The sequence below is a fragment of the Maridesulfovibrio ferrireducens genome (assembly GCF_016342405.1).
Taxonomy (GTDB): Bacteria; Desulfobacterota; Desulfovibrionia; order Desulfovibrionales; family Desulfovibrionaceae; genus Maridesulfovibrio; species Maridesulfovibrio ferrireducens_A.
Map to the genome: position 1 here is coordinate 52,282 of NZ_JAEINN010000016.1, position 20,802 is coordinate 73,083.

At 38.7% G+C, this 20,802-nt stretch carries 21 protein-coding genes; all 21 read left to right on the plus strand.

What is annotated here, in order from left to right; all coding sequences use genetic code 11:
* The first annotated feature begins 5 nt into the window (after positions 1–5).
* The 21 genes from JEY82_RS15960 to JEY82_RS16060 all read left to right on the plus strand — a co-directional run bounded on the left by JEY82_RS15960 (position 6) and on the right by JEY82_RS16060 (position 20,738).
* Positions 6–1,151, plus strand: a complete 1,146-nt coding sequence (locus JEY82_RS15960; RefSeq protein ID WP_304087432.1) for a glycosyltransferase — start codon at positions 6–8, stop codon at positions 1,149–1,151.
* Positions 1,148–2,326 carry a glycosyltransferase gene (locus tag JEY82_RS15965; RefSeq protein WP_304087433.1) on the plus strand — a complete coding sequence of 393 codons (1,179 nt, stop codon included), beginning with the start codon at positions 1,148–1,150 and terminating at the stop codon, positions 2,324–2,326. Before JEY82_RS15960 ends, JEY82_RS15965 begins: the two co-directional genes overlap by 4 nt.
* Complete coding sequence (locus tag JEY82_RS15970; protein ID WP_304087435.1) at positions 2,319–3,278, plus strand: NAD-dependent epimerase/dehydratase family protein; 960 nt, start codon at positions 2,319–2,321, stop codon at positions 3,276–3,278. The genes JEY82_RS15965 and JEY82_RS15970 overlap by 8 nt, the downstream gene beginning before the upstream one ends.
* A 27-nt stretch (positions 3,279–3,305) precedes the next feature.
* Positions 3,306–4,997 (plus strand): ABC transporter ATP-binding protein, encoded by a 1,692-nt coding sequence (locus tag JEY82_RS15975; protein WP_304087437.1) that lies wholly within the window; start codon positions 3,306–3,308, stop codon positions 4,995–4,997.
* Between the two features lie 24 nt (positions 4,998–5,021).
* Entirely contained in the window at positions 5,022–6,014 is a 993-nt protein-coding gene (gene pseB / locus JEY82_RS15980) for a UDP-N-acetylglucosamine 4,6-dehydratase (inverting) (protein ID WP_304087439.1), read from the plus strand.
* Between the two features lie 9 nt (positions 6,015–6,023).
* Entirely contained in the window at positions 6,024–7,172 is a 1,149-nt protein-coding gene (gene pseC / locus JEY82_RS15985; RefSeq protein WP_304087441.1) for a UDP-4-amino-4,6-dideoxy-N-acetyl-beta-L-altrosamine transaminase, read from the plus strand.
* 2 nt (positions 7,173–7,174) lie between these two features.
* Positions 7,175–7,861, plus strand: a complete 687-nt coding sequence (pseF, locus tag JEY82_RS15990; protein ID WP_304087443.1) for a pseudaminic acid cytidylyltransferase — start codon at positions 7,175–7,177, stop codon at positions 7,859–7,861.
* A 24-nt stretch (positions 7,862–7,885) separates the two neighbouring features.
* Positions 7,886–8,953: a UDP-2,4-diacetamido-2,4,6-trideoxy-beta-L-altropyranose hydrolase gene (pseG, locus tag JEY82_RS15995; protein ID WP_304087444.1), complete on the plus strand. Its 1,068-nt coding sequence runs from the start codon at positions 7,886–7,888 to the stop codon at positions 8,951–8,953.
* Positions 8,950–9,597 carry a bifunctional 2-polyprenyl-6-hydroxyphenol methylase/3-demethylubiquinol 3-O-methyltransferase UbiG gene (locus JEY82_RS16000; RefSeq protein WP_304087446.1) on the plus strand — a complete coding sequence of 216 codons (648 nt, stop codon included), beginning with the start codon at positions 8,950–8,952 and terminating at the stop codon, positions 9,595–9,597. The genes pseG and JEY82_RS16000 overlap by 4 nt, the downstream gene beginning before the upstream one ends.
* 24 nt (positions 9,598–9,621) lie before the next feature.
* Positions 9,622–10,368, plus strand: coding sequence for a WbqC family protein (locus tag JEY82_RS16005; RefSeq protein WP_304087448.1), 747 nt, complete (start codon positions 9,622–9,624; stop codon positions 10,366–10,368).
* 76 nt (positions 10,369–10,444) lie between these two features.
* Positions 10,445–11,494, plus strand: coding sequence for a pseudaminic acid synthase (gene pseI / locus JEY82_RS16010; RefSeq protein WP_304087450.1), 1,050 nt, complete (start codon positions 10,445–10,447; stop codon positions 11,492–11,494).
* Positions 11,495–11,534: 40 nt separating this feature from the next.
* A complete protein-coding gene (locus JEY82_RS16015; RefSeq protein WP_304087452.1) occupies positions 11,535–12,947 on the plus strand; it encodes a hypothetical protein in 1,413 nt (470 codons plus the stop codon).
* A complete protein-coding gene (locus tag JEY82_RS16020) occupies positions 12,944–13,810 on the plus strand; it encodes a polysaccharide deacetylase family protein (RefSeq protein WP_304087454.1) in 867 nt (288 codons plus the stop codon). Before JEY82_RS16015 ends, JEY82_RS16020 begins: the two co-directional genes overlap by 4 nt.
* 86 nt (positions 13,811–13,896) lie before the next feature.
* Positions 13,897–14,898, plus strand: coding sequence for an AAC(3) family N-acetyltransferase (locus JEY82_RS16025; RefSeq protein ID WP_304087456.1), 1,002 nt, complete (start codon positions 13,897–13,899; stop codon positions 14,896–14,898).
* Positions 14,895–15,587 (plus strand): SDR family NAD(P)-dependent oxidoreductase, encoded by a 693-nt coding sequence (locus tag JEY82_RS16030; RefSeq protein ID WP_304087458.1) that lies wholly within the window; start codon positions 14,895–14,897, stop codon positions 15,585–15,587. Before JEY82_RS16025 ends, JEY82_RS16030 begins: the two co-directional genes overlap by 4 nt.
* 76 nt (positions 15,588–15,663) lie before the next feature.
* On the plus strand, positions 15,664–15,903 hold the full coding sequence (locus JEY82_RS16035) for a hypothetical protein (protein WP_304087459.1): 240 nt from the start codon (positions 15,664–15,666) through the stop codon (positions 15,901–15,903).
* Positions 15,896–16,864: a ketoacyl-ACP synthase III gene (locus tag JEY82_RS16040; RefSeq protein ID WP_304087460.1), complete on the plus strand. Its 969-nt coding sequence runs from the start codon at positions 15,896–15,898 to the stop codon at positions 16,862–16,864. Before JEY82_RS16035 ends, JEY82_RS16040 begins: the two co-directional genes overlap by 8 nt.
* Positions 16,865–16,890: 26 nt before the next feature.
* Positions 16,891–18,006, plus strand: a complete 1,116-nt coding sequence (locus JEY82_RS16045; protein WP_304087462.1) for a radical SAM protein — start codon at positions 16,891–16,893, stop codon at positions 18,004–18,006.
* 4 nt (positions 18,007–18,010) lie between these two features.
* Positions 18,011–18,748: a GDSL-type esterase/lipase family protein gene (locus tag JEY82_RS16050; RefSeq protein ID WP_304087464.1), complete on the plus strand. Its 738-nt coding sequence runs from the start codon at positions 18,011–18,013 to the stop codon at positions 18,746–18,748.
* Positions 18,749–18,763: 15 nt separating this feature from the next.
* Positions 18,764–19,585, plus strand: a complete 822-nt coding sequence (locus tag JEY82_RS16055; RefSeq protein WP_304087466.1) for an NAD(P)-dependent oxidoreductase — start codon at positions 18,764–18,766, stop codon at positions 19,583–19,585.
* The gene (locus JEY82_RS16060) at positions 19,578–20,738 is read left to right on the plus strand and encodes a class I SAM-dependent methyltransferase (protein WP_304087468.1); all 1,161 of its coding nucleotides are present in this window, start codon (positions 19,578–19,580) and stop codon (positions 20,736–20,738) included. The genes JEY82_RS16055 and JEY82_RS16060 overlap by 8 nt, the downstream gene beginning before the upstream one ends.
* The last annotated feature ends 64 nt before the right edge of the window (positions 20,739–20,802 follow it).

Genomic DNA, 20,802 nt, shown 5'->3' on the forward strand with positions numbered 1-20,802 from the left:
AAAGAGTGCAAGAAACACTGCTTGTCATAATAACAGATCGCCTTTCGCACATAATTGCGAAAGGCGAACTGATAGACCGCTACTATAATCCCGGCGGCCTGTTCAAGCACGTACATATTCTGATGACCAATGATGACAAGCCGGATATTGAAGCTTTGCAGCGAACCGTTGGAGATGCCAAACTTACGTTGCATAATCTCCCTTCAGGAATGTCATTACTCGCTAAAACTCTATGGAGACCATTTCTCCTTAAAAAATGGGCTGAACAAGGCATTGAGCTAGCAAAAGAAATCAAGCCTCAGCTTGTACGCTGTTACGGCAACTTTCTTAACGGATATATCGGCGCCCGCATCCGGGAAGAACTTAACATTCCCCTGTTTGTATCCCTACACACACAGCCGGATGCAACACGTTCAAGAACAGAGGTAGGCTTCAAAACCCAAGTATTTTATCACCTTTCAAAAGCACTTGAAAAGTATACTCTGAAATATGCAGACAAAGTAAGTTGCGTATATGGCTCAATTGTTGATTATGCGCGCAACCGTGGAGTAAAAAATCCAATTACCGCGTACAATGTTATTAATTCTGGGCCCCTTTCCCGCAAACAAAGCTATTGCTCAAAATCTCCACTACAAATTTTATATGTAGGCAGGCTTATCCCGGCCAAAAACCCTGAAAACATAATCAAGGGAATGCAGGGCAAAAATGTTGAATTGACCATAGTCGGAAGCGGAACAAAAGAAATAGAGATGAAAAAATTAAGCTCTACTCTTGGGCTTAACGATAAAATTCACTTTATTCCGGCTCTGACGAATGATGAACTTTGTCGCACAATGCATGAATATGATATTTTCGCCGGACATTCCCAATATAGCGAACTCCCTAAAACGGTACTTGAAGCCTCACTTTGCGGACTACCTATTCTGGTCAATTCACGAAAGGGGAAAGCTGTTCCCGAATATAAAAACGGCTGGGCAATGCTGGTTGACGATTCTCCCGAAGGATACAGCAAAGGAATTGATTTCTTTTCAAATGAAGACAATCGTAAAAAGTTTGGAGAGATGGCAGCAAAGTATGCTGATTCGCATTGGAACCCCAATCATGCAGAATCTGTTTTTACCGAGATTCACAGGACACTAACAAACTCATGAAAAAATCTATACTTTTTATAGCATATGATTTCCCGCCGATTCTGTCGCCGGAATCAATTCAGGTTCAACGCAGAGCTATTGCTTTGGCTCAGAAAGGGCACAACGTTCATGTGCTGACCGCCTGTGATAATCCTGACTTCGAATTCATTGACCCGACGCTTAACCGCGAGCACGAAAACCTGACCATCCACAGGGTTAATAAGCTGCCCGCGGAAAAAGCACTGCACTACATTTGCGGCGGACTTGAAATTACCGACCGCAAACTCTGGTGGAAATTTCCTGCCGTAAAAGCTGCGCTTAAAATTATATCAGAATTTAAAATCAAAAACCTTTACACACACTCAACTCCTCTGGTTAACCATCTGGCTGGATTTGAGGTAAAAAAGGTTATTAAGACAATCCACTGGACCGCACATTTTTCCGATCCATGGACCATGAATCCATACATATCCTACAGAACAGGACTCCAGAAAAAGATCAACAAGGGTCTTGAATCAGGCATAATTTCAAAGGTCGACAAAATCACCGTTACCTCTGAAAAAACCCGCGACATGTTTGTTAACGGGCTTAAAGCCGACAATGAAAAAATCAGAGTTCTGCCTCATGTTTTTGACCCCGAGCTCTACAGCCGAAAAGAATCTGACAGTGGCAAAAAGATAGTTGCTCATACAGGAAATATTTACGGACTGCGCACAGTAATTCCGCTTATTGAAGCGATTGAACAGGTTCAACCTAAAAACCTGGAATTTCATTTTTACGGGCGCATGAAAGATGACGAACGCGAGCTGGCTCAGGAAAAATGTCCTGATTTGATTAAAATTTTTGATCCTATTCCGTATTTGAAATCAATTCAGGTGCTTTCCGATGCTGACATATTATTGGTAATCGATGCCCCCCTGAATAATTCACCGTTTTTCCCATCTAAGCTTGCGGATTATATAGGAGCAGGAAAGCCGGTTGCGGCACTCACTCCGCTTTCATCCACAACAACCGACATTGTTAGAAAGATTCAAAAAGATTTGCTCATTGCGGACAGTTCAGATGTTACGGCAATAGCAGCGCTGCTGAATCGGCTCGAAAATACCGACGGTTCCACTCTCAAAGAGAACTGCCAAGAATTCTACAACATGAATAATAACTACGAAAAAATACGCGAGGCTTTGATAGATGAATAATGCCAAAATTCTTGTAACTGGTGGAGCCGGAGCAATCGGCCTGAATTTAATTGAAAGACTGCTTCGCTGTGACGTCGGACAAATTCTGGTTCTCGACGACCTTTCCTCAGGCTATAAGAATTATCTTCCTGATGATGAGCGCATTATTTTTCATAATTCCGATATCGGTAAAATCGAGACTTATCGGTCAGTGATGGAAGAATTCAAGCCGAACTATGTTTTTCATCTCGCAGCCCATTTTGCGAATCAGAACTCAGTGGATCACCCGTTCAAAGATGTTCAGGCAAATATCATCGGAACAATGAACCTGCTTGAAATATGTAAAGAAAATACTGAACTTAAAAAGTTCGTCTACACATCATCTTCATGCGTCTACGGAGACGCGGCTATCATGCGCGAAGAGGACTATATCTACCCCCATGAAACTCCATATGCCATCAACAAATACACCGCCGAACTGTACGTAAAATATTATGCTTCCATGTATTCACTACCCTGTGTATCCATAAGGGTTTTCAATACATACGGCCCGTATGAACCGCACGGAGCATATCGCAACGTTATACCTAATTTCATCGTGCGCGCAATAAAAGGCGAACCTCTTAATATCACCGGAGACGGCACTGAAACCAGAGATTTTACTTTTGTCGGCAATACCGCTCAGCTTTTGACTCTGGCAGCAACATCTGAAGTTACAGATGGTGACGTCTTCAACGGCGGAACCGGAAAACCCACCCAGATCATTGATCTTGCAAAACTGATCATTAAATACACCAACTCTTCTTCTGAAATAGTATTTATTGAAAAACGCGACTGGGACGCAGTAAAAGACCGCCTCTCTGACATTTCAAAATCTAACAAAATACTAAAATACACCCCAGAAGTTCCACTTGAAATAGGTCTTAAAGAGACTGTTGATTGGTATATGAATGATTATAAGATTGAAGAGTAAAAGGGACGCAGGAGTCAGAAGCAAATAATGTTTAAAACTATCATTACCATATTAAACGAATCGCAGCGCAAAAAAATGATTACGCTGGTCTTCATCTCTATAATTATTTCCTGCATTGAAACCGTTGGAATTTCGGCTATCTTACCGTTCATCACGCTTGCGAACGACTTTAACCTCGTACACTCAAATGAGTATTACAGATATGTTTACAACGTTCTGAACTTCACTGAACCCAAAACCTTTGTCCTTTGCTTCGGTATAGCGCTTATCGGGTTCTACTTTGCACGCGGGTTCATGAATCTGGGATACACCTACCTTATTCAAAAATTCTCTCAAGGCGTATTCCGTTCAATTTCAACAAAGCTGTTCTCCAACTATATGCATATCAAATATCAAGATATGATGAAGAGGAATACTTCCGACCTGACCAAAAACCTTGTTTCCGAAGCACAATATGCAGGAGGTTACTACTACTCCCTCCTGCTGGTTATCTCAGAAGTATTTGTTACGACATTTCTGTATGCGACTCTCTTAGTTGTAAACTACAAAATAACTTTAGCAATCACAGTTTTTCTAGGAATAATGGTTCTTTTTCTAATCAAAACAGTCTCAACATTAATTAAAAAAGAAGGACTTAAGCGTAACGATTTCCAACAAGTTTTCTACAGAGTCATTAATGAATCTTTTGGAAATTTGAAGTTCATCAAACTTCTTTCCTGCGAAGATTCCACTATCAAATCTCTGGACAAAGCAGGCGACGGACTGACAAAAGCCACAATAATGAACGCCACCTATAATACAATTCCTCGCCTTTCGCTTGAATGCATCGGGTTTTCTTTACTCATTGCCGCCATTGTCTGTGCCATCCATTACAATATGGAAGTACAACAAATTATTCCAATTCTCTCGCTTTATGCTCTGGCAATGTACCGTTTACTTCCGTCTGTGAACAGGATCCTAAGCGGATATAACAACATGATTTACTTTAATAAAACGCTAGAACTTGTGCTTGCGGACTACCAGATAGACACACATAAACTAGGATCTGCGCCTCTCACATATAATAAAAATATTACGCTAAACAACCTATCATTCAAGTATGATGAAAATATCATACTGGAAAATATTAATCTCACCATTAAAAAAGGTGAGAAGATTGCATTTATAGGTGAAAGCGGCGCGGGAAAAAGCACTTTAGCCGACATCGTTATCGGGATGTATACGTCTTTTTCCGGAAAATTCGCAGTTGACGATATACCTCTGACAGAGAAGAATCTTCTTTCATGGCGGGTAAAAATTGGGTATATCCCGCAATCCATCTACTTATTCGACTCAACAGTTGCGCAAAATGTAACTTTTGGACGAGCATATGATGAAGAAAAAGTTAAAAACGCGCTGGATAAGGCTGAATTGACCACGTTCCTTAATAAGCACAACGGAATCAATACGCAGGTGGGTGAAAACGGAGCCCAGCTATCCGGGGGACAAAAACAAAGAATAGCTATTGCCAGAGCTTTATACGGAGAACCTGATGTTCTGGTTCTGGATGAAGCAACCTCGGCGTTGGATAAAGAGACGGAAGGAAAAATTATGCAACGTATTTTCAAAGTAAGTGAAGACAAGACTCTGATAATAATCGCGCACAGACTTTCGACAATAAAACAGTGCGACAAAGTATATAAAATCGACAATAAAGGCATCAGCCTTGTCACAACATAGAACCCTATTTCTTAAGGAGCAATAATGTTTAATAATAAAAGTATCCTGATCACTGGCGGAACCGGATCTTTCGGACATAAATGTACTGAAATGCTTTTAAAGAAGTTCTCTCCCAAAAGAGTCATTATCTACAGCCGTGACGAATTTAAACAGTATGAAATGGCACGTAAATTTTCTGCTAAAGAGTTCCCATGCATGCGTTATTTCATCGGCGACGTAAGGGATAAAGAAAGACTGTACCGTGCATTTAAAGGCGTAGACTACGTCATTCATGCCGCTGCCATGAAGCAGGTTCCTGCATCGGAATATAACCCCTTTGAAGCGATCAAGACAAACGTCCTCGGTGCACAAAACATCATCAACACCGCTATTGATGTGGGTGTTAAAAAAGTTATTGCACTCAGCACCGACAAAGCCGTAAGTCCCGCAAATCTTTACGGAGCTACAAAACTTTGCTCTGATAAACTTTTTGTAGCAGGCAATCTCTACGCAGGTGCCGGCGAAACCCAATTCAGTGTAGTTCGTTACGGTAACGTCGTCGGAAGTCGCGGAAGTGTTATTCCTTTATTCCTTAAACAAAAAGAAACCGGAACCCTGACCATTACAGACCCCCGCATGACCCGTTTCTGGATAACTCTTGAACAATCCGTAAACTTTGTTCTTGATGGGTTTGAAAGAATGGTAGGCGGAGAAATTTTCGTACAGAAAATCCCCAGTATGAACATGGTCGACCTTGCCAAAGCAATGGGTCCTGATTGCGAAATTAAACATATCGGAATCCGCCCCGGCGAAAAGCTTCATGAAGTAATGATCTCAGCTGACGACTCAAGAAATACATCAGAGTTTGATAATTACTATGTAATTAAACCTGACTCTGAATTCATGAAGACCAAATATAATCAGATTGGTGGAAAACCGGTTCAAGAAGAATTTGTATACAGTTCGGATAAAAACACTGAATGGATTGATGGCGAAGACCTTTTGAAGATGATCTCCACCCTTCAGATTGAAAAATAGAGAAAAATTATGGGTAATCCCAAAAAAATACCTTATGGATGTCAATCTATAGACGAACACGACTTGAAGGCTGTTGCTGACGCCCTAACTTCCGGATGGCTCACCACCGGCCCCAAAGTCTCTGAGTTCGAACAGGCCATTGCCAAGCTCTCCAATGTTGCGCATGGAGTTGCAGTGAACAGCGGAACAGCCGCTCTGCACGCCGCGATGTATGCCTTTGAAGTCAAAGAAGGAGACGAAGTCATTGTTCCTCCTATGACATTTGCAGCTTCGGCAAACTGCGTTGCATATATGGGCGCAACTCCGATCTTCGCCGACGTCGACCCGGATACACTGCTGATCTCTCCTGAAAAAGTTGAACAACTCATAACTCCGAAGACCAAAGGGATTATTGCCGTAGACTATGCTGGTCAGCCCTGCGATTATGACGCGCTTAGAACGATTGCAGACAAACACGGCCTATTCCTCGCTGCCGATGCCTGTCATAGCATCGGAGGCAACCTGAACGGAAAAATGGTCGGATCTCTTGCGGACATTTCACTCTATAGCTTCCACCCGGTTAAACACATGACCACGGGCGAAGGCGGAATGGCCGTTACCGATAATCCAGAATATGACAGACGCATGCGCATTTTCCGCAATCATGGAATAACAGCTGATTTCAGACAACGGGACGGCTGGTTCTATGAGATGGAAGACCTCGGGTTCAACTACAGACTGACAGATTTCCAGTGTGCACTGGGACTCAGTCAGCTCGAAAAGCTTGAACAATGGATAGAAAGAAGACGTGAAATAGCAGACCTCTATGCTCACGAATTTGCTGAAATAAAAGAGTTAGCTCCTTTAGGCCTCAGACCCGGAGCCCATCACGCTTATCATCTGTACGTGATCAGACTAAAAGGCTCTGACTGCGCTCCTAAACGCAAGGCATTGTTTGACTATCTTCGTGAAAACGGCCTTGGAGTTCAGGTTCACTATATTCCGGTACATATGCACCCGTACTACCAAAAAACATTCGGTACCCATGAAGGCATGTGCCCGGTTGCAGAAGAAGCTTACAACGGAATCATTTCGTTACCGATGTTTCCATTGATGGAAGACGCTGATGTTCGGTCAGTCACTTCAACAATTAAAACCTTTCTTGCAGGAAATCTCTAATTATGAATGTAGCCATTATACCAGCTCGTGGTGGAAGCAAGCGTATTAAAAATAAGAATGTTAAAATGTTTTCCGGCAATCCCATTATGCACTACTCAATTAAAGCTGCAATCGACAGCAAGCTATTTGACCAAGTTATTGTGTCTACCGACTCTGAGCTTATTGCAAATACAGCTAAAGATTTAGGAGCATCCGTTCCTTTTATGCGACCAGCCGAATTATCTGATGATCACACGGCAACAGCTCCAGTTATCACCCATACACTTGAATGGCTCTTGAAAAACGGCTTCAATCCAGAATTCGCCTGCTGTATATATGCAACAGCTCCTTTTGTCAGAACCACAGACCTGATTGAGGGCTTTAAACTTGTAAAAGAGGGAAAAACTTCATCATCCTTTGCTGTCACATCTTTTCCATTTCCGATTCAAAGAGCATTAAAAATAACATCTGACGATCAGCTTGAAATGTTTTGGCCCGAACATGAGAACACTCGGTCACAGGACTTACCCGAAGCATACCACGATGCAGGGCAATTTTACTGGATAAATTGCCAAAGCTTTATAAAAGAACCAAGATTTTATACTAATGAGTCACGCCCTGTTATTCTTCCTAGACATCTAGTGCAGGATATTGACACTCTTGAGGATTGGGAAACAGCTGAGTTTATGTATAAACTTTTAAACCGCTAACAAAACAAATCTCAAAAGGTAAATATGACTGTTTCTCTTAAAGATGAAAACTTAATAATCCGGGCCGACGCAAATCCTAACATCGGCATAGGACATGTCATGCGTTGCCTTGCTCTTGCACAGGAGTGGGTTAAGAGAGGCGGGAAAGCCATTCTTGTCGGGAATATTGAGAGTAAAGAATTAATTAAAAAAATTAACGAATTTCAAGTCGACTTTCTACCCTTGCAACAATCATATCCTGATTCAGATTCTGATATGACTCTGCTATTAAAAGAAGCGAGAAAATCACCTTCAAAAAGCTGGATTATTCTAGATGGTTATTTTTTTGATTCTGCTTACCAAAAACAGCTTTATACGCATTTTAAAAAAATAATTTTAGTAGACGATTACAATCACTTGGAGAAATACTTCGCGTCAATAATTCTGAATCAAAATCTTGGTTCTGAAGATATCAAATACAAAACAAACGAAAATTCTATAGTCTTAGCTGGCGCTAAATACGCAATGCTCAGAGATGAGTTTAGACAAAAAGTGCAATGTAAAAAGGAAACACAAGATCTTAAACCTCAAATATTAATAAGTATGGGAGGAGCTGATATTGATAACATCTCGCTTAAGGTCCTTACTGCTTTACAATATTTCTCAGACAAAATTAAAATAATATTAGTCGTTGGCCCTGCTAACCCACATACTAAAGCACTTAATACTTATGCGGAAAAACACGCAAATACACTTCGCATAAAATCAAATGTTAACAATATGGCAAAGCTAATTAGAGAAGCAAATGTCGTAATTAGTGCAGGAGGATCTTCATGCTTTGAATTCTGCTCACAAGGCAAACCAATAATCACAATAATCACTGCAAATAATCAAACGGGCCTTGCTACAGCATTAGAAAAAGCAGGAGTATCAATAAATATCGGTAAATTTGATGCTTCCTCTAAACTAAGAATAATTGAATCTTTGAAACTTTTTTTTACAACGCCAGACCTTTATACATCTATGGGACAAAAAGCAAAAAAGATTGTCGACGGCAAAGGAACAGAAAGAATAATCGACGCAATAACAATTCAGTCAGGAAAAATATCATGAAAAAATGGCAAGGCCTTATATATCCAGATATTAATCTTATTCGCTTTTTTTATAAAAATAGACTTCATACCGAAAAAGGAAATGTTCTTGAAATTGGATGCGGTCATGGTAACAATCTTAGACTTTTCGCCGAAAATGGCTGGAATGTGACCGGTACAGATATTTGCAGCAACTCCATTGCTGCAGCCAAAAGCAACTTTGAGCAATTTGACGTTAATTCTCTTTTTATAGAAGGACTTTTAGCTGAAATATCTACAAAACTAGAAAATAAATATGATTCTGTAATACTACCTAACGTAATTAATTACATGAGTATTAAAGAAATTAAAGACACTTTCGACTTTGTTTCTAAAGTTCTAAAAAAAGATGGATTCTTCTTTTTAATTACACGCCATACCTCAGATTTTAGATGTGGATTCGGTGATCAAATTGGAAAAAACCAATGGAAACTTAATTCAGACACGACAGGCGAAAAAGGTACCTCTCAATTATTCTTTGAGGAATGGGAAATAAAAGACCTTGTTCAAAAACACATTAAACTGAAAGAAGAAAGCTTAATTATTTTAAGGCGTACCTTTGATGAAATACAAAAAGAAATGAAAATTTTTAACGCTGACACAATCATTTACGGCAAAAAGCTGTAAGCACTCGCTTGGAGGAATAATATTTTGATTTGTGCGATAATGCAACCAACCTACCTTTCATGGGTAGGATATTTTGATTTAATAGACCAAGTCGATACTTTTGTTTTTTTTGACAATGTAATTTTTGACAAAAGAAGCTGGCAACAACGTAATAGGATATTAACTCCTAGGGGATTAGAATTTCTAACAATCCCTATTTCTTCAAAGGGAGCATATAAACAACTCATTAACGAAACAAAAATAGAATCAGCCCATTTTGTACAAAAACATCTTCGTACAATAAAAAATAACTACTCTAAGGCTGCCTACTACAATGATTTTTATGATGAATTCTGTATTGTTATGAAAGATCTTTCACAATCTTTATCCCTCTCAGAGCTAAATATCGGCCTAATAAAGTGGTTTTGCACAAAATTTGGAATAACGACTAACTTTATTACATCATCAAAATTGAACACAACAGGCAATAGGTCTAAATTATTAGTGGACATCTTGAATAAGGTCAAAAGCAACGAATATATAACTCCCCCCGGAAGCATTAATTACATTGTTGAAGACAAAGAAATATTCGATTCAAACTCCATAAATGTCTACGTTCAAAACTATGTTCCTTATGAATATCGCCAGACAGTATCAGGCTTTACTCCATACGCATCTGCCCTAGATTTACTTTTAAATGCCGGACCTGATTGTTTAAAAATAATTAGACAAGGAAGATCACCAAACACAGCGCTAGAAGAATATTGCCAAGAAAAAAATACAACTAATTAAGCTAAAAACTAAACAGACCATATCACCCACTATCCTATAAAAATATGGTCTCCACAAACTTCGAAAGAGAAATAAAATGAATACTTTTAATATTAAAGATCGCCACATCGGCCCAGGACATCCAACATATATAATCGCTGAGATGTCTGCGAATCATAACCAAAATTTTGATGCAGCTGTTGAGCTTATTCATATCGCCAAAGAATGCGGCGTCGATGCAATTAAAATACAAACTTACACGCCTGATACCATCACACTGGATTGTGACAATGAATATTTCAAAATAGGTAAAGGAACCATATGGGAAGGACAAACACTCCATTCTCTTTACGGTACAGCTTACACCCCGTGGGAGTGGCAGCCTAAACTTAAAAAAATTGCTGACAATCTTGGTCTTGATTTTTTCTCGACTCCATTCGATGCTTCGGCTGTCGATTTTCTAGAAGAAATGGATGTACCTGTTTACAAAATTGCCTCTTTTGAACTTGTAGATATTCCATTAATAAAAAAAGTAGCCGCCACCCAAAAACCAGTCATTATGTCCACCGGTATGGGTACGTTATCCGAAATAGATGAAGCGGTAACCGCATTTCGCCAAGCAGGCGGAACAGATCTTATTTTATTAAAATGCACCAGCGCCTATCCGGCTCCTCCTGAATCCATGAATCTGCATACCATTATGAATATGCAGGAAACTTTCGGAGTTCCGTGCGGCCTCTCTGATCATTCGCTTGGAATAGAAATTCCTGTAGCGGCTGTTGCTTTAGGAGCCTGTGTTATTGAAAAGCACTTCATAAAATCAAGATCAGACGGAGGCCCCGACAGCTCTTTCTCACTTGAAGCTGAAGAACTGAAAGCAATGGTCATCTCCATAAGGAACGCAGAAAAAGCTTTAGGAAAAGTGCAATACCAAATAACCGAAAAAGAAAAAGCCGGAAGGGTTTTCAGAAAATCTATTTTTGCAAGTAAAGATATAGCCCAAGGCGAGTCAGTAACATCTCAAAACATCAAATGTGTAAGACCTAACAATGGTTTGCACACTCGTCATTTCGAAGAAATAATTGGTAAACTTGCCTTGAGTAACATAAAAAAAGGCACCCCTATACATTGGAATCTCTTAAGCTAAAAACAGTATAAGATTAGTTATATCTTCTATCGGGAACAATATGGAAAAAACTACCATTCTTATTTTAAGCCGCGGAAGGCTTGATGCAGCTCTTATAGAAGCAATTCATCTGCTAAAAAAAGAACACAATATCATTGTCATCGCGGATAAATCCAATATTAACAGGTACCAACAGATAAAAGATATCACGATTATACCAGCCCTAGAAAGGCAAGATATTTATAAAAAGCTAACTGAAGAACAACTCATAGACATTAAAACTATTGAAAAAAAACTAGGATTAAACTGCTATGAGTTTAACATCAATTACCTATTATACAGAAAATTTGTCAGCAGATATGGTGTAACAAATATCCACAAAGAAACAAACGAGCATATCCCTCAGCAAGTTTATTTCTACTACAATTTCTTCTTAAAAATAATACAAGAACATAATGTTGACTACGCTTTTTGTGAAACTTTGGACTTAATAGATTCAATGATTATTAGCAGAATGGCGGAAAAAGGCTTTATAAAAAAAATGTTTGAACGTGGTGTAATGTCTGTTGGAGGGGAGTTAAGATTATACATTGCGACCGGTCAACACAGACGAAGCTCTAGAATTGAATGGATACTTAACAACAGCCATCTTTCTGAAGAATCCATGATATGGGCAATTGCAACTGTCTCTAAATATAAAAAAGATAGGCTGACAAGCAAATATGATGATTACTATGTAAAAATATCAGGACTACTTCCCCGTTATTCTTTTCACCAAATATTAAATAAAATTAAAAGAATCATCAATGGAGAGACTCTTCTACCTGCAATAATAAAGCTTAAAAACAGAATACTTTCTGCAAAATATTTTTCTAAAAAAATACCTGATGGCAAAATAATATGCTATTTCCTGCAATTAACACCTGAAGCGACTATGTGCTCACAGGCTCCAGAGTATGCAAATCAAGAACACATGCTTGAACAAATTGCGATTCATGGCAAATGCGGGTATACACTTGCCATAAAAGAACACCCGGTTTGCTATGGTAACAGAGCTCCATCTTTCTATAAAGAATTGGCTCTTCTCCCAAATGTTGTTTTGCTTCCTCCATCATATCCGACTCGTGATCTAATTCTAAAAAGTGAAGCGGTTATTACCGCAACAGGAACAACCGCCGGCCTTGAGGCAGTTGCAACCGGCAAACCTGTTCTTTGCCTCGGAGCACCATATTACAACCTTTGTGGTAACAACATCCGTTTAGAAAAACCGCAAGATGTATGGAGCGCGATTGAAAACATACAATTCACTGAAGATGCACAACTAAAATTTCTTGCATCACTCCATCAAGCCACATACGAACACCCACAGTTCGGATCTACAGAAGAATACCAAAAAGCTAAAGGAATTGGTGATGTCATTGCCAGAGCTCTTGATGATGAAATTAAACTATATGAATCTGGAGTTTTAAAGTGATTTGGGGCCCACTCTTAAGGACTTACAAGAATCGCTATGCAGCTTTTTTAGCGAGAACTGTTATCCACAAAACCGCGCCAGCTGATTTTTTCCTCAAATTCATGAGTAAACAAAAAAACCCGTTTGGCACTGCGGCATATGTCCTCACGTTCGATTTCGACTTCGAAAAGGACATTGAAGCATTTCCGTACCTGCTTGATGTACTGAAAAAACATAACATTCAGGCAGGATTTGCTGTCATAGGTAAGTTTGTTGAAAAATATCCTGATATTCACAAAAGAGCTGTTGACGCTGGGCATGAGATTATTAACCACTCATACACCCATCCAGATAATCCGCACTGGGCGCCAGACAGGTATTTTAACAAACTGCCCTACACAGAACAAAAAGATGAAATCGAAAAAGCCCACGAGATTTGCCATAAAATTTTAGGGATAGACCCTATCGGTTTCAGAACGCCCCATTACGGCAATCTGCATACTGAATCAGTCTATCCAATACTTGCAGAACTCGGATACAAGTACAGCAGCTCTACTGCCGCTTGCGGCTATAAAGGATTCGGAGCGCCCTCCATGCACTCACATGGAATAATGGAAATACCCACTGGGTGCAGTCTCAACTTCCCATTAGCTATTTTTGATTCATGGAACATGTTACGCAAAAAAAAACCTTTTCTAGGTGATGATGCTAAGTTTGTTCAGGAATTTCAAAAAACAATACAAGTCATTGTAGAAAATAAATTATTTTTAACACACTATTTCGACCCGTATGATGTGATAAAAAATGGCAAAATAGACATAATTCTCGAAACTCTGCAACAGTCTAATATTTCTACCATTCTTTACAGAGATCTATTCAATTGAACAGAAGTCGCCCCATTTACTCTTGACAGTTTGTTCAGTTTTTCTTAACAAACAAGGAAACAACCGAACAACAATCTGGAACATAAATGTTTTTGAATATATATAGAAAACTAGCTTTAGCTGCCTACTCTCGTTACGGAGTCATCAGAAAAAAGAACTCTCGTAAGGCCATGGAACACAAAAGAAATATCGGTTACAATTTGGACTATGCTCCCGGAAGCATCCCTGTCTCCGAAATATCCGACCAATTAACCAATGCCGGAATACTCTCTACCGACACTGTGTTTGTAAGAATTTCTCTTTCTGCCGGTTTAGCCTTTGAAGGCGGAGTACAAGCTTTTCTGAAAGCACTTATGGATTATTTCACGCCCAATGGTACTCTTGTCATGTCGTCCTACACTTTCAATAAAAGCCCTATACTTTTTCTAGCGGATAACCCGTTCTTCGACTCCAAAACCACCACCGATCAGCTTAGTCTAGTTAACGAATTATTCAGACGAACGCCCGGAGTTCTGCGGAGTATTCACCCGACACACTCCGTATGTGCTTTTGGAAAAAATGCAAAATGGATTGTTGCAGATCATCATAAATCAGAATATTGCTATTCTCCGAATTCCCCTTTTGCTCGCTTGTACGAATTGGGAGCAAAGGAAATTTCTATTGGAGTTTACCCAACATCAATAAGCTTCCATTACATTGAACAATTTGTTCCCAAACATATCCCTGGCTATCAAGACTTAGATACCCCCATAATGTGCCGATTAAAAATCAATGACGAAGAAATTAGGAAACCATTCAAAGACACAGATGGATTTGCTTACTATAGATCGAACTACGATGTTTTTATTGGAACAAAGGCACAACCTCAAAAACATTTCTTTGGCCAAAATTTAGATTTTTACACTCTTGATCTACCCGACCAATTAAATGCGATGAAAATCCTTGTTGAACAAAAACAATATTGGCACACGGAACCCAGCAAGCTAAAAAACTTTATCTTTAAAAAAATAATAAAGCCTATGATTCTAAAAGCCTTCTTTAACAAAAAAGATGGCATTCTTTACCCGGTTAAGGAGCCTGCCAAATGATTATTTTGATCGGCGCGTCCAGTGATATAGGCAAACAATTGCTCCCCATGCTGCTTGAGACAGACACAGTTCTGGGCACAGCACGGAACAGAGAAAAGCTCTCCGAATTTATAGATAATAAAAAATTCACATGTGCAGAACTTGATCTTACCTGCAAAGAGTCTATCAACTCTTTCTGTGAAAAAATCGGAAAGCTTAAGGAAAATATCACCCTGATAAATTTATCTTCTATCTCAATAGACAAGCTATTCCTCGGCTATTCTTCCGAAGAATGGGACACAGTGCTCAATATCAATCTCAATGGCGGAATTAAAATTTTACAGACAACTATCCCTTTAATGATGCGCGCAGGATGGGGTCGGATAATTAATATCTCTTCTGTCGTTGCAAAAAACAGCGTTGTTGGTGCTGCCGCATATGCAGCAAGCAAGGCAGGTGTGACAGCCATGACCAAAACCATGGCTCATGAATACGGACGATTTGGGATTACTGCGAACACATTAACTCTCGGATATTTTAATACCGGGCTAACAAAAACCCTTGATAGCAATAGACAAAAAACCGTATTAGAAAGAATTCCTTCAAGAAAATTCGGTGAATGTAAAAACATTTTTTATGCCATTGAATACATAATTAAATCCGACTACCTAAATGGATCAGAAATTACTATCGATGGCGGATTGATGTAAGCTTTTACAATAAGTAGCTTGCACCAATCAACTATACATTATCAAACCCAGAACTCTAAAAACAGAGGACAATATTTTGAATAAAGCAAAAGTACTCACACTCATTCAAGAAGTTCTTGACCAAAAAGAAGCCGTCACCATGACGGACTCCCACCAAACACTTGAAAAATGGGACAGTCTGGCACAGCTACAAATTCTCACACGTATTGATCAGGAAACCGACGGCAAAGCCGCAAACATACCTGAACTAGCGATCGCCCTTTCCGTAGAGGAAATCATCGGAACTCTTGACTCTCATGGATTGATTGATGCCTAATTTAATTCATAGAGTTGAATATTACCAACCGGAAAAAATTGTCGACTGCGTTCTGCTCGACAAGGAAAAACCGGATTGGAATATTTCTGAAACCCTGCCAAAGACAGGGGTAAGATTTCTCCACCATGCTGATGCCGAGGAAACAACTCTTGATATGGCCTTTAAAGCCGCATCCAAAGCTCTCACAGGACTTGCAGACTTGCCGGATACTTTAATAGTCTGCACGCAGACACCGGACACTCTGCTCCCTCATTGCTCCGCCATGCTCCAGGATAAGCTCGGCTTAGATCGCTCGACAAAATGCTTTGATCTGAGTCTTGGATGCAGTGGCTACGGGTATGGTCTTGCAACAGGATACAGCTATCTCCGGTCTGGAATTTCAAAAAGAGTTTTACTGGTTACTGTTGATAATTATTCAAAAGTTATCAACCCCGAGAATAAAAAAGCATTTCTTCTTTTTTCTGACGGAGCCAGTGCAACAATTATAGATAGCCCGGATGAAGATCCCGTCTTTCATTTCGGCACAGACGGCAGTAGAAACAAAGCGATTGTCTGCAAAAATTCAGGCATCAGCGTTGTCACCGGGGATATGGCAAATCAACCGATTCAGAAGCCGAACTTTGAAATGGACGGATACGGCGTATTTCTTTTTACGTTGGGAACCATACCATCCGAAATTTCAAAATTAATAGAAAAAGCTAATCTTGCAATGGATGATATAGACTTATTTGTCTTACATCAGGCAAGCAGGTACGTTCTCGAGTCCATCGGCAAAAAACTGAATATACCTGAAAATAAACTTATTATAGATCTGGAGGAGGTAGGAAATACTACATCCTCATCAATCCCCATTGCTCTTAAAAGAACAGAAGAAGCAGGCAGGCTTAAAAAGGGAAACAAGATATTAACCTTCGGCTTCGGCATTGGGCTCAGTTGGAGCGGTGCTGTTTTTGATTACTAATTGTAGCCGAATAAGGAGATATTTCAATGAAAACTAGCTTTAAAAATGGATTCATCGCCCTTGTAAAAAAACATTCCCCCATTGAACAGCTTAAATATATTATTGAATCAAAGCATAGTGGATCAAAAATTTACAACGCAGTTCTTTCTAAACTAAACAGGCACTTAAAATATACAGGTAATCTTCCATACTACCCTACACAAATTTCTATAGAGCCGACCAGGGCATGTAACTACCGATGCCTGTCTTGTCTTCATGGGATAGAAGGCGGCAAAGAAATATTATCTAAAAGAGATAAATTTATGGACTTTGAAAAATATAAGAAGTTCATAGATCAAATATATAAAAAAATCTGGTTTATATCCCTTACAGGGGCAGGGGAAAGTTTTCTACACCCGAACATATATGAAATGATTAACTATGCTGCAAATAAAGGAATTTTTATTACATTAGAAAATAATGGAAGTGTCTTTGATCCTGAGAATTTAGCGCGGACAGACATTAACAACATTCATTTTGGCGTAGATTGTATTACACAAGAGAACTATTCTAAATACCGCATTGGCGGAAACATTGAAAATGTAATTAAAAGAATAAAAGCCTATTGCGAATTAAATTCTCAAAAAAATAAACCTGCTACTGTTCATTTAAGATTTCTCATTAACAAATATACTGAAGACGACTACGGCAAGGCTGAAAAAATATTTGAAGGCTATGATTTTGTAAAAATATATTACGACGGGTTTATCATTCCGCCGGAAAATTTAAGCATGAGTACCACTATGCCTTGCAGTACTACTCTTGAAAAATATGAAGAATGGCATCCGCGCAAGTACACTGAATACAATAAATACCGTTACGACAGTAAGCTTAACTTGATGCGTGAAAACAATTTATTTCATGAACCTACGGGTTCCTGTTCTGGAGTCTATACCGGAGCATTTCTAAACAGCGATGGTTCCATTTTTCCATGCTGTGTTGCCCAGCCATCTATGCCCGAAGCTCTTTGTTATGGGAATGCCTTTGAACATAGTTTCGATGAAATCTGGAACAGCACGAGAGCAAAAAATTTCCGCTCCAATTACAAAAAAGCTAATGGAGATTATGCTTTTTGTAAAAATTGCCCTAACGGACGGGATTAAATTCATGAAGTTGATGTTCTATACTTTGTTAAGCATTAACGCAGTGATGCTGCTTTTTGCTGCCTATTTTGTCCATTCGCGTGGAGGAATAGAATATTTGAAGGCAAAATATAAACAAGTTGTTCAAAATGAAGCCATTGGTGATTCATTTGCTAAAATGAGAAAAAACAAAATCGAATCACTTCTAGCTCTTCCATCAAATGACTCCGACATTTTGATGGTCGGAGACTCCATTACAGAAAGCGGGCACTGGTCAGAACTGTTTAATGATTCTCGCTTTAAAAACCGAGGCATTGGAGGAGAAACAACAACAGCTTTAAAGGACTGGTTTTCAAAGTTAGCTGTAAAAAAGCCTTCTGTCATGGTTCTTTTAATCGGTATCAATAATTTAAAGTCAGGGATAAATGAACAACAAACTAATACTTATCTGTCTGATATTAAATCTTTTTGTAAAGAGATACCTCAAGAAACACAAGGCTACATTATAAGTATTCTGCCTATTAATGAAGAGTTATCAGAAAACTTTATAAAATGTAAAAATCATGAAATTAAAAATATAAACCTAAAACTTCAAGAAGAAGCTGAACAATTTTCAAACGTTAAATATGTTGATATATTTTCAAATATTATCAACAAAAACGGCCAGCTTGACCCAGCATATACGGTTGATGGTGTACATCTGACTCATGAAGGTTACAAGATTTTAACATACTTATTAAAATCAAAATTGCCCAATTCTTAAATTAACGAAAAAACAATGATCACAATACTTGGAACTACAGGATTTATAGGGTCTGCTTTAAAGGCAAGACTTTTACTGGACAAAAAATCGGTCACAGGCTTGTCACGTCCAGTGTTTGACCTTGCTAAACCAAAAACCTACTCTTCAATTCCTAAAGAGACGGAAATACTGATCCATTCCGCCGGTCCCGCGGGGCCGGAACATGCCGAAAACAGATACTGGCGTGAATGTGTTCAAGCCACTTATGACCTTGTGGATTTTATTAATAAAGAGCGCAAAAACATACAATTAATAGCATATATCTCTAGTGGAGCTGTTTATCGCGCTTCGAATTCAGCTTTGACTGAAACAAGTGAGCTTGGCCCTTCCAATCTTTACGGAATGAGTAGACTTCTTTCCGAAAATATAATTTCAAGTAAAGCGAATTGCCGCTCTGTTCACATGCGCCTCTTCTTCCCTTATGGACCAGGACAAAAATCACCACGTCTGATCCCTGAACTTACCCGCAAAATTATTGCAGGTGAAGCCATCTTGCTAAATGGAGAAGAAGGTCTTCCTAAATTAAATCCAATTTATATTGATGATCTCATTTCACAGATCACTTCTTTACTTGAAAATACGAACAAAAAAGTAATTAATATTGGTGGAAGTGAACTTGTAACCATTAAAAATCTTGCTGAAAAGATAGGGGCCTCTTTAAATAAAATCCCTGTTTTTAAAATTTCTAATAACACCTCTTCAAACTTTTATACTATGAACAACAAAAGCTATGAAGAAAATATATCTATACAAAACAGACTCTTCGCAATGAATCAACAAGGAAAACATAATGATTAAAAAAAACTTATGCAAAATATGTAATTCAGAAATCACAGCAATCCCACTGTGCAATGCTCCAATCGCCGGCATAAAATGTAATAGTATTGAAGAGAGCATTAAGCACCCTATTTTTAAACACACCTTCAATCACTGTAGCATGTGCAACATGGTAAGCTACCATTATTTTGATGAAGCCTCATCTTTACTTGATAAAATGTATGCATCACAACCTTCCACATATTCTCTATTGTCGGGAGCAAGCGACTACATAAAAAACTTTTGTAAATCGCTAATTTCCAAGTACAACATCCAGAAAGATGATAATATTCTCGAAATTGGCTGCAATGATGGTGAATTGCTACATGAAATTAAATCTCAATCTAAATGTAACGTTCTAGGAATTGAACCAAGCTCGTCGTTTACAACTATCTGGAAAGATAGAAAACTAAATATTATAAACACTTTTTTTTCAGACGAAACAGTGACCGAACTTGCTAATCAACAGTTTAAAATAATAACTTTTAGGCATGTTTTTGAACACATAAAAGAACCTCAAGACTTTTTTGCAAATGTAGCAAAACTAGCACAAGATGAAACAATAATTGTGATCGAAGTCCCATACTTAAAGACAATTATTGACAATGAAAGGTATGAAAACACAAGCTACTCTCACCTAAATTACTTTAGTATAAGGCCACTTACAGTGCTTGCAAAGCAATACGGTTTCCATATTATCCATCAGGAAACTGCCGTCACAGATGGAGGGTCCTTAGTGGTCCACTTATCTCGCCAAAATAAACAAAACAACAGTTTTGATGACAACATTACTGCAGAACAACTTACTACATTCGTGTCTAATTTAGATACAAAAAAAGAAAAAATTCACGCTCTTATAAAAAAATATTCAAAAAATGAAATAGTAGCATATGGAGCCGGAGCAAAGGGACCGCACCTGATGTATTTATTTGATCTGAATAACTATCTATCATATATTGTAGATGACAATACGTCTTTTGCTGGTCAATATATAGCTGGAACGGATGTACAAGTTCAGCCAACAAGTTTTCTACAGAATAAAAACATAAAAGCTGTTATAAACTTTGCTCCCACACACAGTAAGCTTATCAAATCCAAAGTACCACAATCACTCAAATTTATTGACTTAATTTAATACACTCCAAAAACAACTTAACTTGTATTGCCTAAAAAAAGTTATACTTAGCACGCAAAATGTT

Coding starts and splice junctions, on each gene's coding strand:
- JEY82_RS16000 (WP_304087446.1), top strand. CDS start 8,950: ATGAAAAAATGGCAAGGCCTTATATATCCAGATATTAATCTTATTCGC.
- JEY82_RS15965 (WP_304087433.1), top strand. CDS start 1,148: ATGAAAAAATCTATACTTTTTATAGCATATGATTTCCCGCCGATTCTG.
- pseB (WP_304087439.1), top strand. CDS start 5,022: ATGTTTAATAATAAAAGTATCCTGATCACTGGCGGAACCGGATCTTTC.
- JEY82_RS16025 (WP_304087456.1), top strand. CDS start 13,897: ATGTTTTTGAATATATATAGAAAACTAGCTTTAGCTGCCTACTCTCGT.
- pseC (WP_304087441.1), top strand. CDS start 6,024: ATGGGTAATCCCAAAAAAATACCTTATGGATGTCAATCTATAGACGAA.
- pseI (WP_304087450.1), top strand. CDS start 10,445: ATGAATACTTTTAATATTAAAGATCGCCACATCGGCCCAGGACATCCA.
- JEY82_RS16030 (WP_304087458.1), top strand. CDS start 14,895: ATGATTATTTTGATCGGCGCGTCCAGTGATATAGGCAAACAATTGCTC.
- JEY82_RS16060 (WP_304087468.1), top strand. CDS start 19,578: ATGATTAAAAAAAACTTATGCAAAATATGTAATTCAGAAATCACAGCA.
- pseG (WP_304087444.1), top strand. CDS start 7,886: ATGACTGTTTCTCTTAAAGATGAAAACTTAATAATCCGGGCCGACGCA.
- JEY82_RS16045 (WP_304087462.1), top strand. CDS start 16,891: ATGAAAACTAGCTTTAAAAATGGATTCATCGCCCTTGTAAAAAAACAT.
- JEY82_RS16055 (WP_304087466.1), top strand. CDS start 18,764: ATGATCACAATACTTGGAACTACAGGATTTATAGGGTCTGCTTTAAAG.
- pseF (WP_304087443.1), top strand. CDS start 7,175: ATGAATGTAGCCATTATACCAGCTCGTGGTGGAAGCAAGCGTATTAAA.
- JEY82_RS16050 (WP_304087464.1), top strand. CDS start 18,011: ATGAAGTTGATGTTCTATACTTTGTTAAGCATTAACGCAGTGATGCTG.
- JEY82_RS15970 (WP_304087435.1), top strand. CDS start 2,319: ATGAATAATGCCAAAATTCTTGTAACTGGTGGAGCCGGAGCAATCGGC.
- JEY82_RS16015 (WP_304087452.1), top strand. CDS start 11,535: ATGGAAAAAACTACCATTCTTATTTTAAGCCGCGGAAGGCTTGATGCA.
- JEY82_RS16040 (WP_304087460.1), top strand. CDS start 15,896: ATGCCTAATTTAATTCATAGAGTTGAATATTACCAACCGGAAAAAATT.
- JEY82_RS15975 (WP_304087437.1), top strand. CDS start 3,306: ATGTTTAAAACTATCATTACCATATTAAACGAATCGCAGCGCAAAAAA.